Source organism: Methylococcus sp. S1M (assembly GCF_051295855.1).
Taxonomy (GTDB): Bacteria; Pseudomonadota; Gammaproteobacteria; order Methylococcales; family Methylococcaceae; genus Methylococcus; species Methylococcus capsulatus.
Genome location: NZ_JBPDXO010000001.1, coordinates 506713 through 522818 on the forward strand (window position 1 = coordinate 506713; position 16106 = coordinate 522818).

Here is a 16106-nt window from a genome sequence, read left to right on the forward strand (position 1 = left end):
TGCGGAAGAGGTGGACAAAGAAACGCTTCGCATTGTTTCGCTTCAGCTGACCGGCAGCTTGTAGGGCTTCCCTTCGACTTCCCGGACCAGCCGCGGCACGAGAAACCCCGGCAGCCGGCGGCGCAGGGCTTCGTGCAACGCCCGGGCTTCGGCCTCCGGAACTTCGAAATGGGCGGTGCCGCGCACTCTGTCCAGCAGGTGAAGGTAGTAAGGCAACACCCCACATTCGAAGAGTCTTTCGCTGAGTTCGCACAAGGCGCTGACGGAATCGTTGACCTGCCGCAGCAGCACGGACTGGTTCAGCAACGTCAGACCGGCACGCCGCATGGCTGCCAGCACGCTGACGGTCTCGGCGTCCAGTTCCCGGGGATGATTGGCGTGAATCACCACCACGGTTTTGAGCCGGTGGCCGGCGAGGATTTCCAGCAACCTCTCGTCGATGCGGGAAGGCAGCACCAGCGGCACCCGGCTGTGGACACGCAGCCGCCGCAAGTGCGGGATCGCTGTGAGCTGCTCCGTCAGCCGTGCCAAGCGATCATCGCTCAGCAGCAGCGGGTCACCGCCGCTCAGAATGATTTCAGTGAGCCCAGGATCGCGGACGATATAATCCAAAGCGGCCTTCTCCCGCTGGCGGGTGAACTGGCCTTCGCCATAGGGGAACTCGCGGCGGAAACAATAGCGACAGTGGACCGCGCAGGCGCCAGTCGTGATCAAGAGCGCCCGGCCCTGATACTTGTGCAGCAGGCCAGGCACCTTCAGAGCCGGCCGGTCGCCGACCGGATCGCCGACGAAACCCTCGGGAGAGGCCAGTTCCTGCGCCAGCGGCAGAACCTGCCGGAGCAGCGGGTCATACGGGTCGCCCGGCCTCATTTTCCGGGCATAGGCGCGCGGCACGCGGAACGGGAACTTTCCCGCCGCCTCCGCCGAAAACGGCGCGGCGATGCCGAGAAAATCCAGGAGATCCTGGACACAGCCAAAACCCTCGGCCAGTTCGGCCTGCCACTGCTCACTCATATCGTCCACCGTCCTTGATCGGCGCTGTACGGTTCCGCAATAAAAAAGCGTCCATTATAATGCTCTGTATTTTTTCAGATGCATCGACCCGAGGTATGCATGGCTATTGTTAGCACGAGTGAGTTCAAGAACGGTTTGAAAGTGATGCTGGACGGTGATCCCTGCACCATGCTCGAAAGTGAGTTCGTCAAGCCGGGCAAGGGCCAGGCCTTCAACCGGGTCAAATTGCGCAACCTCAAGACCGGCCGGGTGGTGGAACGGACCTTCAAGTCCGGCGAGACCCTGGAAACCGCGGACGTGGTCGACGTGGAAATGCAGTATCTCTACAACGACGGCGAGCTCTGGCATTTCATGGTACCGGAGTCCTTCGAGCAGTACGCCGCTGATCAGAATGCCGTCGCCGACGCCAAGAAGTGGCTGAAGGAACAGGACATCTGCATCCTGACCCTGTTCAACAACGTCCCGCTGGCCGTTCAGCCGCCCAATTTCGTGGAGCTCACCATTACCGAAACCGACCCCGGCGTGCGCGGTGACACCTCTGGTGGCGGCGGCAAACCTGCCACCCTGGAAACCGGCGCCGTAGTCCGGGTACCGTTGTTCGTCCAGACCGGCGAGGTCATCAAAGTGGACACCCGCACGGGGGAATACGTCTCCCGTGTCAAATAGGGCGCCCTCCGACTGGCGTCCATCCTGCCCGCCGGCCATGCTGCGCCGGCGGGCGGAACTCCTTCGGAAAATCCGACGGTTCTTCGCCGAACGGGAGGTGCTGGAGGTCGAGACTCCCCTTCTCTCGCACGGTACCGTGACCGATCCGCACCTGAGCGTTTTTTCCGTCGGTGGCGGCAGCGACGGTTCGTCACGGCTGTTCCTCCAGACCTCGCCGGAATTCGCGATGAAGCGGCTGCTGGCCGCCGGCAGCGGTTCGATCTATCAGATCTGCAAGGCCTTCCGCAGGGATGAATCCGGCCGCTTCCACAACCCCGAGTTCACTCTCCTGGAATGGTACAGGGTCGGTTTCGGGCTCGACGAATTGATCGAAGAAACCGATGCGCTGTTGCAGGTCCTGAGTGAAAACATCCGTCCGCTGGCCGCGTCCGAACACCTGAGCTACCGCGAGTCCTTCCTGAGACATGCCGGCATCGATCCGCTCGACGCCGGGTTCGCCGATTTCGCCGGCTGTGCTGCGAGCCACGGTTTGCAGGAAGCCGAAGCAATCTGCGGAACGGACCGTTCGATCTGGCTCGACCTGCTGTTCAGCCACCTCGTCCAGCCCCATCTGGGGCGGGGCCGTTTCACGTTCGTGCGCGATTTTCCCGCGATCCTGCCATCCCTGGCCAGGTTCAAACCGGACGACGAGCGGTTGGTGGAGCGGGTGGAGGTATTCCTGGACGGTCTGGAGCTGGGCAACGGTTTTTTCGAGCTCAGCGACCCCCTCGAACAGGAATGCCGGTTCGACCGTGACATCGCTGCCCGCATCGACGCCGGGCTTCCCGTTCCGGAAAAAGACCGGCGTCTCCTGGATGCTCTGAAAGCCGGTCTGCCCGACTGCGCCGGGATCGCCCTCGGCATCGACCGGCTGCTGCTCGGCCTCCACCGGCTGGACGCGATCGCCGATACCCTGGCCTTCCCCCTGGCCAAGGCCTGAGCCGCTCGAACTTACGGGGAAATCCGTACCCGCCTCCCCCCTTCCGGTGTCCAGCGCAGGAATTCGCCTTCGCTGTGCCACTCCGCCAGCACGATCCGACGGACCGGACGACCACAGACCAGGTCGTGATCCGCCGGCCGGTGGGTGTGGCCGTGGATCATGACGTCCGCGCCGAAATCCCGGAACACCCGCGCCACTTCGGCGGCGTTGACGTCCATGATCTCCGGCGCGGTGCCACGCTTGTCCAGCACCGAACGCAAGCGGTACCAGCGTGCGTAGAGTCGGCGCACCCAAAGCGGTTTGCCCAAGGCGTGGCGCTTCCATGCGTCGGTGCGGACCCGCGCCCTGGCCTGCTGATACTTGCGGTCGTCCGTGCACAGCAGGTCGCCGTGCGTGACCACGGCCTTGTGCCCGTACAGGTCGATGACCGTGTAATCGTCGAGCAGAGTTGCCCCGGTGGCCGCGGCGAACTCCGGACCGACCAGGAAATCACGGTTGCCCTGCTGGAAAAACACCCGGGTGCCGGACTGTGTCAGCTCCCGAAGACTTCGCCGCACCACCCCGGCGGGAAAAGCGGTATCGTCGTCGCCGATATACGCGTCGAACAGATCGCCGAGTATGTACAGAGCCTCGGCGCCGCGGGCATGACCGGCAAGAAAGTCCTGGAACAGCCGGACCCGGCCGGGTTCTGTCGCGCTCAAGTGCAGATCGGCAATGAACAACGTCTCCAGTCTCAAAGTCTGCTCCAGGGAAGCCATGGAAAAAGATCGCCGGTTCAACCGACCGGCGGGGTAAAGTGCTTGAGAATCTGGGGGTTTATCTCCTCTTATCATTTATGTTAGCATACGCCGACTGATGAGACGGGTCTTCCAGCCTGGAGGACCAGCGTCCCGAACGGCGCCCCTTGCGGGCGTTTTTAGTTTCTGAAGGAACGGGATAACAACATTGGGCCTTGTGCCCTTTTTTTGTGGGCCGGAAACTGACCATGCGGATGCCCGAACACTTGCAGCGATTGATCGAGCCCGTCGTTACCGGATTGGGTTATGAACTGGCGGGAATCGAGTTCGACGCGCGTGCCAGGGTTCTGCGCGTCTACATCGACCATCCCCAGGGGATAGGTCTGGACGACTGTTCGAAGGTCAGCTACCAACTCAGCGGTATGCTGGACGTGGAGGATCCCATTCCCGGTCAGTACCAGCTGGAAATATCGTCGCCCGGCCTCGACCGCCCGTTGTTCACCCTCGAGCATTTCAAACGCTTCACGGGCCGTCGGGTGCGGCTGCAAACACTGCGCTCCCTGGATGGTCAGCGCCGGTTCAAGGGGGAGATTGCAGGCGTCCGGGGGGATGTGATCGACCTCGAAGACGACAACGGCCTGCATGCCATTCCTTTTGACCTGATCGACAAGGCCCGGCTCATACCCGAATTTGATATCTGAACATTGTAGGACGACCTGATGGCGAATAAAGAAATCCTGCTGGTAGTCGACGTGGTGTCGAACGAAAAGGACATCGAAAAAGAAGTCATCTTTTCCGCGATCGAAGAGGCGCTCCGCACCGCCACGATCAAGCGGCATGACGGCAGGTACGATGTGCGCGTGAGTATCGACCGCAAGACCGGCGACTACGAAACCTTCCGCCGCTGGCAGGTGGTGGAACCCCGGGAGGAATTCGGCAACGGTGTCGAATTCCCGGAAAGAGAGATATCCCTCGAAGAAGCGCGCAAGACTCACCCCGGCATCACCGTCGGCGAGTTCGTAGAAGAACCCTTCGACTCCATCGAGTTCGGCCGCATCGCCGCGCAGACCGCCAAGCAGGTGATCGTGCAGAAAGTGCGCGAGGCCGAACGGCGCAAGATCGCGGACGCCTATCAGAGCCGCGTCGGCGAGCTGGTCACCGGCGTCATCAAGCGCATCGAGCGGGGCAATGTCTTCCTCGACCTCGGCGGCAACGTCGAGGCCTTCATCCCTCGTGACGAGATGATCCCGCGCGAATCCGTCCGTTCCGGGGACCGCCTGCGCGGCATCCTCAGCGCGGTCCGGCCGGATGCCAGGGGGCCGCAGCTTTTCGTCAGCCGCACCGCGCCGGAACTCCTGATCGCGCTGTTCCGGCTGGAAGTCCCCGAGGTCAGTGAAAACCTCATCGAAATCAAGGGAGCAGCCCGCGATCCCGGAGTACGCGCCAAAGTGGCGGTCAAGAGCAACGACCCCCGCCTCGACCCGGTCGGCGCCTGCGTCGGCATGCGCGGCTCGCGGGTCCAAGCCGTGTCCAACGAACTGGCGGGAGAACGCATCGACATCATCCTGTGGAACGAGAACGAGGCCCAGTTCGTGGTCAACGCCATGTCGCCAGCCGAAATCGTTTCCATCGTCGTGGACGAAGACCGCCACAGCATGGATATCGCCGTCGCCGACGAAAACCTGTCTCAGGCCATCGGCCGCGGCGGCCAGAACGTGCGGCTGGCGTCCGAGCTTACCGGCTGGACGCTTAACGTCATGAGTTCCACCCAGGCCGACGCCAAGACCCAGGAAGAGACCCGGCGTCTGATCCAAACCTTCGTCGAACAACTCGGCGTCGATGGGGAGGTCGCGGAAATCCTCGTCCGGGAAGGCTTCTCCAGCGTGGAAGAACTCGCCTACGTACCGACCAAGGAATTGCTCGAAATCGAGGAATTCGACGAGGATATCGTGGAAGAATTGCGTAACCGGGCACGGGACGCGCTGCTCATCAAGGCCATCGCATCCGAGGAGAAACTCGAAGAGGTCGAGCCCAGCCAGGAGCTGCTGGAGCTCGAAGGCATGGATCGCGAATTGGCCTACCGCCTCGCGCGCCACGGCATTCGCACGCTGGAAGACTTGGCCGACCAGGCCGTCCCGGATCTTTTGGACATCGAAGACATGGAAGAGGAAAAGGCCGCTGAACTCATCATGAAGGCGCGCGCCTCGTGGTTTTCCTGAAGACGCAAGGACGATTACCGATAGGGGCTGAATCATGAGTGACGTAACAGTGAGACAACTGGCCGGGATCGTGGGCATTCCTCTCGACCGGCTGCTCCATCAGCTTGGAGATGCGGGTCTTCAGATCTCCGACGCGGACGACGTACTGAGCGATGCTGAAAAGATGAAACTGCTCAATCACCTGCGCCAGAGTCATGGCAAGGTGCAGGAAAGTGTGACCGAGCCCAAAAGGGTCACGCTCCAGCGGCGCTCCGTCACCGAGCTGAAACAGGGCACGGTGCCGGGCAAGGGGGCGAAAACGATCAGCGTGGAAGTGCGCAAGAAGCGCACTTACGTCAAGCGCAGCGAACTGCCCGAGACCAGCGACCGCCTTTCCGAAGCCGAACAGGCGCGGCGGGCACTCGAGGAACAGCAGCAACGCGAACTGGCCGAACAGGAGGCGCGCCGGCAGCAGGAAGAGATGCTCCGCGAGCAGGCGGCCGAAGAAGAGCGCCGCAGGCAGGAAGAAGCCGCTCGCACCGCCGAAGAGCGCCGGCGCCGGGATGAGGAAGAACGTCAAGCCACCGCCGAGCGCGAAACGGTGGCAGCTAAACCGGCACCCGTCGCCGCTCCTCCGATTCCGCGCCCGGCGCCTGAACCGCGTCCCCCTGCTCGCCCATCAGCTGGCAAACCCAAGGCCGAGGCACCTCGCGCTCATCCGGCCGAACGCGAGACGGAAGCGCGGGGCGACAAGCGTAGCGCGGGCCTGAGCCGGAAAGACGAATACCGCGAACTGCAGGGTGACGATTTCCGCAAAGGCGGCGGTAAAAGGAAAAAACCAAAAACCGGCAGGCCGATGCTCATGCCCGAGCAGAAGCACGGTTTCGAGAAGCCGACCGCCCCTATCGTTTATGAAGTCGCCGTTCCAGAATCCATCACGGTCTCGGATTTGGCCCAGCGTATGTCGGTCAAGGGCGTCGAGGTCATCAAAGCCCTGATGAAGATGGGGGTGATGGCGACCATCAACCAAGTGCTGGACCAGGAAACCGCGATTCTGGTGGTCGAGGAAATGGGCCACAAGGCTATCGCACAGAAGGAAGACGACCTGGAAGCGGAAATCATGGCCAATCTCGCCGCCGAGGCCGAAGCCCCGCAGCTGCCGCGTCCGCCAGTGGTCACCATCATGGGCCACGTCGACCACGGCAAGACCTCGCTGCTGGACTATATCCGCAAATCGCGGGTCGCCGCCGGCGAAGCCGGCGGCATCACCCAGCACATCGGCGCCTACCAGGTCAAGACCGACCACGGCTCCATCACATTCCTCGACACGCCCGGCCATGCCGCGTTCACCGCGATGCGGGCCCGCGGCGCCAAAGTCACCGACATCGTGGTACTGGTCGTTGCAGCCGACGACGGCGTGATGCCGCAGACCCGGGAGGCCGTGGAGCACTCCCGCGCGGCCGGTGTGCCCCTGGTGGTCGCCATGAACAAGATGGACAAGGCCGATGCCGATCCCGACCGGGTCAAGCAGGAGCTGGTCGGACTCAACGTGGTCCCCGAAGAATGGGGGGGCGACGTACAGTTCGTTCCGGTATCCGCCAAAACCGGCGCAGGCATCGACACCTTGCTGGATGCCATCCTGGTCCAGGCGGAAGTGCTCGAACTCAAGGCGCCCGTGGCTATCCCGGCCGCCGGTGTGGTGCTGGAATCGAAGCTGGAAAAGGGACGCGGCCCGGTGGCCGACATCCTGATCCAGCGCGGCACTCTGAAGAAAGGCGACTTCCTGCTCTGCGGCAAGGAAATCGGCCGTGTCCGTGCCATGTTCAACGAAAATGGCAAACCACTGAAGGAAGCCGGCCCCTCGGCACCCATCGAGGTACTGGGGCTTTCGGGCGCGCCGGAAGCGGGCGATGAGTTCATCGTGGTGGCCGACGAGCGCAAGGCGCGCGAAATCGCCCTGCACCGCGAAGAAAAGCTGCGCAGCACCAAGCTGGCCGCGCAGCAGGCCGCCAAGCTGGAGGACGTGTTTTCGCTCATGGGCAGTGAAGAGACCATCGACCTCAACCTGGTCATCAAGGCCGATGTCCAGGGCAGCCTGGAGGCGTTGCGGAGCGCGCTGACCGAACTGTCCACCGACAAGGTCAAGGTGAGGGTGATCGGCGGCGGCGTCGGCGGCATTTCCGAAACCGATGCCAACCTGGCTCTGGCCTCCAATGCCATCCTGATCGGCTTCAACGTCCGCGCCGACGGCAGCGCCCGCAAACTGATCGAGGAACGGGGCATCGATCTGCATTACTACAGCGTGATCTACAACGCCATCGACGAGGTCAAGAAGTCCATCAACGGCATGCTGGAACCCGAGTTCAAGGAGCAGATCATCGGCATCGCCCAGGTGAGGGAGGTTTTCCGTTCGTCCAAGTTCGGCACCGTTGCCGGCTGTCTGGTCGTGGAAGGCCATGTCCGCCGCAACCTGCCGATCCGCGTGCTCCGCGACAACGTGGTCATCTTCGAGGGCCAGCTCGAGTCGCTGCGCCGATTCAAGGACGACGTCAACGAGGTCAAGTCCGGCATGGAATGCGGTATCGCGGTCCGGAACTACAACGACGTGCGCGAAGGCGACCAGATCGAGGTGTTCGAGAAGGTCCAGGTTGCACCTCACTGACGATCCGGAAACATGCCCAGAGAATTCAGTCGCAGCGACCGTGTCTCCGCCCAGATGCAGCGGGAAATCGCCGAATTTTTGCGCACCGGAATCGATGCGCCGGAGCTCGGCATGGTCACCGTCAGCGACGTCGATGTCAGCCGCGACCTCGCCGTGGCCAAGGTATTCGTGACTTTCCTCGGCGCAAGGCTGGAAACCAGAGCGGCCGTGAAACGGCTGGGCGAGTTCGCCCCTCGGCTGCGTCAGGTGCTGGGGCGGCGAATGCGCATGCGCATCATCCCGGAAATCCGCTTCGCCTATGACGACTCCCTCGAGCGCGGCCTGCACATGGACGAAGTGCTGCGGTCTCTGAACAAGGACGGCGATCTCTGAAAGACATGGGGGCCATTTCGACAGCGACGCTGTCCGGAGTCCTGCTGCTCGACAAAGGCAGCGGCATGACTTCGAACAGCGCCTTGCAGCGCGCCCGGAAACTGCTCGATATGCGGAAGGCTGGCCACACCGGCAGCCTGGATCCCTTGGCCAGCGGCATTCTGCCGCTATGCTTCAACGAGGCGACCAAGCTTTCCAGCTACCTGCTGGATTCGGACAAGCGCTACCGCGTCTTGGCCAGGCTCGGCGTTACTACCGATACCGGCGACGCCGACGGCGAAGTCCGGTCACGGACGCCCGTCCCTGCGCTCGACGAACCGGCCCTCCTCACCCTGCTGGCAGGATTCACCGGCCCCATCTTACAGGTGCCGCCGATGTTTTCCGCCTTGAAGCACCGGGGAAAGCGGCTCTACGAGCTGGCTCGCAAAGGCGTGGAAGTCGAACGGCCGCCACGGCCGGTGACGGTCTTCGACATCGAACTGGCCGGAAGGGGCGCGGATTATCTGGAACTGGACGTCCACTGCTCCAAGGGCACCTATATCCGAACGCTGGTGGAGGACATCGGCCATGCCCTCGGCTGCGGCGCCCATGTCGAAGTGTTGCGGCGCACGACCGTCGCCGGGTTTTCCGTCGCTCAGGCCGTGACCCTCGAGCAACTGGAGGCGATGGCACCGGCCGACCGGCTTGATTGCCTGCGGCCGATGGACTCGATGGTACAGCACTGGCCCGCGGCATGGCTCGACGCCGGAACAGCCCGGCTGTTCCGGCACGGACAGGCCGTCGAGGGGGGCGATTTCCCTGTTGGCGAACTGGTCCGGGTATATGGCGGCGGAGGAGTGTTTCTCGGCATAGGCTGCAGCGACGGCAAAGGCCGGATAGCCCCCAGGCGGGTAGTCGTCCCCTGGAGCGACGACGCATGACCGAGGTCCCCCTGAGCCGGGCATGCTCGCGGGAAACCTTGTCGTCATCCCCTGCCAGACGGTACAATTAGCGATTATTCAAAAGGTTTTCAACGAGTTTTTTGGAGATTATCCCATGGCTTTCACAGCAGCAGAAAAGAGTGTCATCGTGCAGGAATTCCAGCGGGCCCCGGGCGATACCGGTTCCCCCGAGGTCCAGGTGGCCCTGCTGACCAACCGCATCAACTATCTGACCCCTCATTTCGTCAAGCACAAAAAGGACTTCCATTCCCGCCGCGGCCTGCTCCGTCTGGTCAACCAGCGCCGCAAGCTGCTGGACTATCTGAAGAACACGGACAACGAACGCTACCGCACGCTCATCGAGCGGCTGGGTCTCCGCAAATAACCCTCGCCCGCCGACAGCCCAAGGAGAACCCGTGAACCCGATCCGGAAGCAATTTCAGTACGGCGCTCATACCGTTTCGTTCGAAACCGGCGAGATCGCCCGTCAGGCCGATGCCGCGGTCATGGTGGACATGGCAGGCACCGTGGTGCTGGTCACCGTGGTGGGGCGCAAGGATGCCTCCCCGCACGGCGATTTCTTTCCCCTTACCGTCAATTACCAGGAAAAGGCCTACGCTGCCGGACGCATTCCGGGCGGATTCTTCAAGCGGGAGGGACGTCCCAGCGAAAAAGAAACGCTGACCGCACGACTGATCGACCGGCCCATCCGACCGCTGTTCCCGGACGGCTTCACCCACGAAGTCCAGGTCGTTGCCACCGTCATGTCGCTGAATCCGGAAGTCGACCCCGATATCCCGTCGATGCTGGGCGCCTCAGCGGCACTGACGCTATCGGGCCTGCCTTTCAAAGGTCCGATCGGTGCCGCCCGGGTGGGATTCGTGAATGGTGCCTACGTCCTGAATCCGGACGGCTCGGTCGTGGAGGGATCGGAGCTCGACCTGGTGGTCGCGGGAACCGCCAACGCGGTGCTCATGGTCGAATCGGAGGCGAAAATCCTGCCCGAGGAAGTGATGCTGGGGGCGGTCGTGTTCGGCCATGAACAGATGCAGACGGCCATCCGTGCCATCAACGAGCTGGCGGAGGAAGTCGGCGTGACCCCCTGGCCGTGGGAACCGCCGGCCGTCGACGCCGCCCTGGTCGCCGCGGTCGACGAACTGGCCCGGGCGGGACTGGGCGAAGGCTACAACATCGCCGACAAGCAGCTCCGTCAGCAGAAGCTCAAAGAAGTCCGGAAGGCCGTGATCGACGCCCTCACCGCCGAAGGCGCTCACGACGAAAACGCGGTCAAGCGACAGATCGAGAAACTGGAAGAGGAAATCGTCCGGAGCAACATCCTCCACCACGGAAAACGGATCGACGGGCGTGACCTTTCCACGGTGCGCCCCATCACGATCCGCACCGGCGTCCTGCCCCGTACCCACGGCTCCGCCCTGTTCACCCGCGGCGAAACTCAGGCTCTGGTGGTCGCAACGCTGGGCACGGGCCGCGATGCGCAGCTCATCGACGCCCTGGAAGGCGAGTACAAAGAGAATTTCATGCTGCACTACAACTTTCCCCCCTATTGTGTGGGAGAGACCGGCGCCATCGGCTCGCCCAAAAGGCGCGAAATCGGCCACGGGCGCCTGGCCAAGCGCGGCGTGCAGGCGATCATGCCGACGATGGACGAATTCCCCTATGTCATCCGCATCGTCTCGGAGATCACCGAATCCAATGGCTCCAGCTCCATGGCATCGGTCTGCGGCAGCAGCCTGGCGTTGATGGATGCGGGGGTGCCGACCAAAGGCGCCGTGGCCGGTATCGCCATGGGGTTGATCCTCGAAGGCGAAGAATTCGCCGTCCTGTCGGACATCATGGGTGACGAGGACCACCTGGGCGACATGGACTTCAAGGTCGCCGGCACCCGCGACGGTGTCACCGCGCTGCAGATGGACATCAAGATCGACGGCATCACGCCGGAAATCATGCGCCAAGCGTTGCATCAGGCCCGCGAGGGACGGCTGCACATCCTGGACAAGATGGCGCAGGCGCTGCCGGCCCCGCGCAGCGAAATGTCCGATTACGCGCCGCGCATCACCAGCTTCACCATCGACCCCAGCAAGATCCGGGAAGTGATTGGCAAAGGCGGTGCGACCATCCGCGCCATCACCGAAGAAACCGGCACCAGCATCGACATCACCGACGATGGTGTCGTCAAGATCGCCTCGGTCGACAAACAGGCTGGTCTGGAGGCCCGCCGCCGTATCGAGGACATCACGGCGGAGGTCGAGGTCGGTAAAGTCTACGAGGGCAAGGTCGCGAGGCTGATGGACTTCGGCGCCTTCGTCACCATCCTGCCGGGGAAGGATGGCCTGGTGCACATCTCCCAGATCTCCGACGAGCACGTCGAGAAAGTCAGCGACAAGCTGGCGGAGGGGGACATGGTCAAAGTCAAGGTGCTGGAGATCGACCGCCAGGGCCGGGTGCGCTTGAGCATGAAGGCCGTCGAATAAGCATCGGTCCCCTTTCCGTCCACCCACGAAAAACCCGGCCGAGGCCGGGTTTTTCGTGTCCCTAAAAGATGAGGAAAGCTCAATCGTCGCTGCCGAACACGCCGAGCAACTGCAGGAGGCTGGTAAACAGGTTGAAGATCGTCACGTACAGCGACACCGTGGCGAGGATGTAGTTGGTTTCGCCGCCGTGGATGATCGCGCTGGTCTGGAACAGGATCATTCCGGCCATCAGAACCACGAACATCGCCGACACGGCGAGGCTGAGCCCCATCAGGCCGGGCACGAAGACGGCGACCAGACCGGCCAGGAAGGCGACCAGCACACCTGCGCCCAGCAGGCCGCCGAGGACACTGAAGTCCCTGCGGGTCGTCAGCGCGTAGGCCGAGAGGCCGAGGAACACTGCGCCCGTACCGCCCATGGCCATCATGACCAGCTGGGTGCCGTTGGCGAAGTGCGTGATGTAGGCGTTCAGAATCGGGCCCAGCGTATAGCCCATGAAGCCGGTCAGAGCAAACACCCACAGGAGGCCGAGCGCGCTGTTGGCATACTTGTTGGTCAGCCACAGCAGGCCGAAATAGCCCACCAGGGTGACGATGATGCCGGGGTGGGGCAGCGCCAGCACCATGGACACGCCAGCGGTGAACGCACTGAACAGCAGCGTCAGCGACAGCAGCGCATAGGTGTTGGTCAGAACCTTATGGCGAGGCACGACGGCATAAGCGCCGCGGCTCAAGACCTGTTCACGGGGAATACTCATTCGATAGCTCCTCAAGTTATTTCACACAAGACCACTTGGACCGTTTATATTAACGGACTTTCACTGCAACGGGATGCGCCTTCACGCCCCGATGTCCTCGTTCCAGAGCGCCGGATGGGCTGCAATGAAATCCTTCATCAGCGCGGCGCACTCCGGGTCGTCCAGCACCAGCAATTCCACGTTACGCGAGCGGAGATAGGTCTCGGGGCCATGGAATGTCCGGTTCTCCCCGGCGACGACGCGGGGAATACCGTAGAGCAGGATCGCGCCGCTGCACATGTCGCAAGGCGATAGGGTACTGTAGAGCGTCGCCCGGCGGTATTCCGCGGCCCTCAGGCGTCCGGCATTTTCCAGGCAATCCATTTCCGCATGCAGGATCGCACTGCCTTTCTGCACCCGCCGGTTGCGGCCCCGCCCTACGATCTCGCCATCGATCACCAGGACCGAGCCGATCGGAATGCCGCCTTCTTCCAGCCCTTTGCGGGCCTCGGCGATGGCGGCTTGCAGGTAGATGTCCATGGAATCTCCCCAGAAACGCGAATTCCTCGACTGCCCTACGCGCCCCACGCCGAGTCGACCAGGCGCAAACCGGGTGGCAGACCCTCGCCGAAAATACGCTTTTCATCCGACGCGTCCAATCCCCGGACCTCGGTCACCAATTCCAGCCAGATTTCCGGTGCGCTGGAGGCCGCCAGTTTTTCCGCGACCCGGTTCCGCAGGATGGCGTCCAGGTCGCGTTCGCGGTCTCCGGTCAGGCGCGCCAGCAGGGTCGCGGCGAAAGCGACGAAACCCTGCCTTTTCCAGTCCCGCTGCAGGGCCAGTTCCACCCAGTCTTCGACGACTTCGCGGGCGACGAGATTGTGGGCGCTGCCGTGGAACGGCGCGCGCGCGCCGACACGGCCCAGAGCCCACCAGAGCTCCGCCGAATCCGGCGCCTTGTCCAGTCGCTGGACGAGCCATCCGCCCAGCATGGTCTTATCGCCTGCCGACAAACGCTCCAGCGAAGCCGCCAGCCGCACCATGTCCTCGAAGCCGCGCTTCTTGGCCAGAGCTTCGGCATTGCCCCGCCGTGCCCGCACCGGATCGATGAAACCAGCGACATCGGCGAACAGGCGTTGCTGTGCCTCGGCTCTCAGTCCCCCGGCGATGCGCCGCCACACTATCCACCATTCGGACCAGTTCTGCGCCTCGTTCACGAACTGCAGTCCCTGCGGATAAAGATTCCAAACCTGCCCCACCCGCCAATCGTCCAGCGGCGCGCCGAAACCGGGCCGCAGGCAATAACCGGCCAGGCTCAGCCAGAGCCGCTCGTGATCGGCCGACCGGCGGCGATGCGGGGCGCCTTCGAGCAGGGCCGCGTACAGTTCACGGCACAATGCGGTGTCCCAGTCCTCCCGTTTGCCCAAGATCTTTTCGAGATCGTTGCGCAAGGTCTTGACGGCCTTGGGACCGAACTGGCGGGTCTTCTTGCCGAAGATCAACCCGATGTGCTCCTGCGCTTCCGCCGCGCGCGGATGCAGACTCGCGGACGCCGTCGGCCTGGGGCCTCCCCCGCGCAACTGCAACTCGAGGTCCCAGCGCTGCTCCGGATCGCCGACCGCTACGCATTGCAGCTGCAGCGTACCGATCGCCGTCAGCCGCGCGGCCAGGCGCACCTCGACGTCACCCTGCTCCCGGGCCTGGAGCGCCACCGCCAGCGGCGGCAGCTCGCCGAATCCGGCCTCGTCCAATACCGCCAGGTCGCCTGGCGCGTGACCCGAGTCAACGGTGGAAGAAAACACGTGAAACCGCACGGGCCGGCCAACGCTCAGCAGGAAATTCCGCCGCTCGACGGTCCACTCCTGGCCCTCCGCGGCGCCCCGCGGCAGGATGCAGACGCCGCGGCGGCTCCGTTCGTTGGCATCGCCGACCAGCAGATAATAGGCCCGGGCCGAACCGCCGCCGATCCTCCGCACGGCGAGCCCCCGCCGCGACAGCCCGAAGGCCACGGCACCGAAGGCGACTGCCTGGTCGGGACGCGGGTTCCGTAGCATCACCGGTGTCCGCCCGCACCAGGAGCCGACGACCTCTGCCATCCGCCCAGCGATCACCGGACTGTGGAATACGCCCCCGTTCAGTAACAGTGCGTCCGGCGCGGCACCGCCGGCATCGTTCCGGTGACGGATCAGGAATGCCGCGGCATGGCGGGTGATCGCCGGGTCGGCCGCATAGGGCAGACCGAACTCGACCACGCCGCTACGCCGTTCCGGCACTGCATCCGCCCCGACCCGCGGAAAGAATCCGTCGAGGACGACTTCCAACACTTCGTGGCGGCTCAGCTCGACGGAACGGGCACCGCCGATCAGGCCGCCGCCTTTGCCAAGCAGGGTGACGGTCACGGATTCCGGTCCCTGCTCCGCCAGCAGCGTCTCCTTGGCCCGCCGGCACTGTTCGGCCAGGAGGATCAGATCGGTGGCGGACAGGCTGCGCTCGGCCCCGGTCAGCCGCGGCTCCAGCCGGTGCGCCAGGGTGAGGTCGATGTTGTCCCCACCCAACATCAGATGATTGCCGACGGCGATGCGCTCGAGCTCGGGCTCCGACCCGCCGGCATCGACGCGTATGAGCGTGAAATCGGTGGTGCCGCCGCCGACGTCACAGACCAGCAGGAGGTTTACACCCTCCAGGGTCTCGGCCAGCCGACCGCGGTGGGTCCACAGGAAGTCGTAGCAGGCTGCCTGCGGTTCTTCGAGCAAACGGACATTCGCAAAGCCCGCCCGCCGTGCCGCCTCCACCGTCAAGGCGCGGGCCGCGTCGTCGAACGATGCGGGAATGGTGACAATGACATCCTGCGTTTCCAGCGGATGCGCCGGGAAACGGTGGTTCCAGGCACACCGCACGTGCCTGAGGAAACTCGCCGATGCCTCGACCGGCGACACCTTGGGCACCTCGTCCGGTGCGCCCCACGGCAGGATGTCGGCCGTCCGGTCGACGCCCGTGTGGCACAGCCAGCTCTTGGCGCTGGCGACCAGCCGACCACGGCTGCGACTCCCGAGCTGGCGGGCGAATTCACCGATCACCGGGCGGCAGCCCGGTGCCGTTTCCTCCACCGGCCAGGGCAAGGCGGTGTCGGCTTCGGCGAGTTCGCCCGTCGCCGGGTGATAGCGTACCGAAGGCAGCAGCGGTCGACCGGCGACCTGTCCCGGCGCGACGAGCTGTTCCAGGAACAACGGTTCGATCCGCGACGGATCACCGCCATCGGCGTAAGCGACGACGGTGTGCGTGGTACCGAGGTCGATGCCTACGATGTAGCGGGGCACAGCGGAAGACATG

At 63.8% G+C, this 16106-nt stretch carries 14 protein-coding genes; 9 read left to right on the forward strand and 5 right to left on the reverse strand.

Translation table 11 applies throughout. From position 1 onward, the window contains the following. Window positions 1-42 precede the first annotated feature (42 nt). Entirely contained in the window at window positions 43-1014 is a 972-nt protein-coding gene (gene epmB / locus ACSHWJ_RS02280; RefSeq protein ID WP_432539227.1) for an EF-P beta-lysylation protein EpmB, read from the reverse strand. A gap of 99 nt (window positions 1015-1113) precedes the next feature. Here epmB and efp point away from each other — a divergent pair, with 99 nt between their 5' ends. Continuing rightward, window positions 1114-1680, forward strand: coding sequence for an elongation factor P (gene efp, locus ACSHWJ_RS02285; RefSeq protein WP_010960601.1), 567 nt, complete (start codon window positions 1114-1116; stop codon window positions 1678-1680). Next, window positions 1670-2659, forward strand: coding sequence for an EF-P lysine aminoacylase EpmA (epmA, locus tag ACSHWJ_RS02290; RefSeq protein WP_218797654.1), 990 nt, complete (start codon window positions 1670-1672; stop codon window positions 2657-2659). The genes efp and epmA overlap by 11 nt, the downstream gene beginning before the upstream one ends. An 11-nt stretch (window positions 2660-2670) precedes the next feature. Here epmA and ACSHWJ_RS02295 read toward each other — a convergent pair whose 3' ends face one another. Continuing rightward, window positions 2671-3417, reverse strand: coding sequence for a UDP-2,3-diacylglucosamine diphosphatase (locus ACSHWJ_RS02295; protein ID WP_432539228.1), 747 nt, complete (start codon window positions 3415-3417; stop codon window positions 2671-2673). A 227-nt stretch (window positions 3418-3644) separates the two neighbouring features. Here ACSHWJ_RS02295 and rimP point away from each other — a divergent pair, with 227 nt between their 5' ends. The 7 genes from rimP (at window position 3645) to pnp (ending at window position 12040) form a co-directional block, all read left to right on the forward strand. Then, complete coding sequence (gene rimP / locus ACSHWJ_RS02300; protein WP_010960598.1) at window positions 3645-4097, forward strand: ribosome maturation factor RimP; 453 nt, start codon at window positions 3645-3647, stop codon at window positions 4095-4097. Window positions 4098-4115: 18 nt separating this feature from the next. After that, complete coding sequence (gene nusA / locus ACSHWJ_RS02305; RefSeq protein WP_017365885.1) at window positions 4116-5615, forward strand: transcription termination factor NusA; 1500 nt, start codon at window positions 4116-4118, stop codon at window positions 5613-5615. 34 nt (window positions 5616-5649) lie between these two features. Then, complete coding sequence (gene infB / locus ACSHWJ_RS02310) at window positions 5650-8256, forward strand: translation initiation factor IF-2 (RefSeq protein ID WP_432539229.1); 2607 nt, start codon at window positions 5650-5652, stop codon at window positions 8254-8256. A 12-nt stretch (window positions 8257-8268) separates the two neighbouring features. Then, window positions 8269-8628, forward strand: a complete 360-nt coding sequence (rbfA, locus tag ACSHWJ_RS02315) for a 30S ribosome-binding factor RbfA (protein WP_432539230.1) — start codon at window positions 8269-8271, stop codon at window positions 8626-8628. Window positions 8629-8633: 5 nt separating this feature from the next. Beyond that, window positions 8634-9548 (forward strand): tRNA pseudouridine(55) synthase TruB, encoded by a 915-nt coding sequence (gene truB / locus ACSHWJ_RS02320; RefSeq protein WP_282213382.1) that lies wholly within the window; start codon window positions 8634-8636, stop codon window positions 9546-9548. A gap of 115 nt (window positions 9549-9663) precedes the next feature. Next, window positions 9664-9933 carry a 30S ribosomal protein S15 gene (gene rpsO, locus ACSHWJ_RS02325; RefSeq protein ID WP_010960592.1) on the forward strand — a complete coding sequence of 90 codons (270 nt, stop codon included), beginning with the start codon at window positions 9664-9666 and terminating at the stop codon, window positions 9931-9933. A gap of 31 nt (window positions 9934-9964) precedes the next feature. Next, window positions 9965-12040 (forward strand): polyribonucleotide nucleotidyltransferase, encoded by a 2076-nt coding sequence (gene pnp, locus ACSHWJ_RS02330; RefSeq protein WP_282213383.1) that lies wholly within the window; start codon window positions 9965-9967, stop codon window positions 12038-12040. A gap of 79 nt (window positions 12041-12119) precedes the next feature. Here the strand turns inward: pnp and ACSHWJ_RS02335 are convergent, their stop codons facing one another. From ACSHWJ_RS02335 to ACSHWJ_RS02345, 3 genes are all read right to left on the reverse strand, one after another. Next, window positions 12120-12797, reverse strand: a complete 678-nt coding sequence (locus tag ACSHWJ_RS02335) for a Bax inhibitor-1/YccA family protein (protein WP_282213384.1) — start codon at window positions 12795-12797, stop codon at window positions 12120-12122. An 81-nt stretch (window positions 12798-12878) separates the two neighbouring features. Further along, window positions 12879-13316 carry a nucleoside deaminase gene (locus tag ACSHWJ_RS02340; RefSeq protein WP_282213385.1) on the reverse strand — a complete coding sequence of 146 codons (438 nt, stop codon included), beginning with the start codon at window positions 13314-13316 and terminating at the stop codon, window positions 12879-12881. 35 nt (window positions 13317-13351) lie between these two features. Continuing rightward, the gene (locus ACSHWJ_RS02345; protein WP_282213386.1) at window positions 13352-16105 is read right to left on the reverse strand and encodes an Hsp70 family protein; all 2754 of its coding nucleotides are present in this window, start codon (window positions 16103-16105) and stop codon (window positions 13352-13354) included. Window position 16106: the final 1 nt, after the last annotated feature.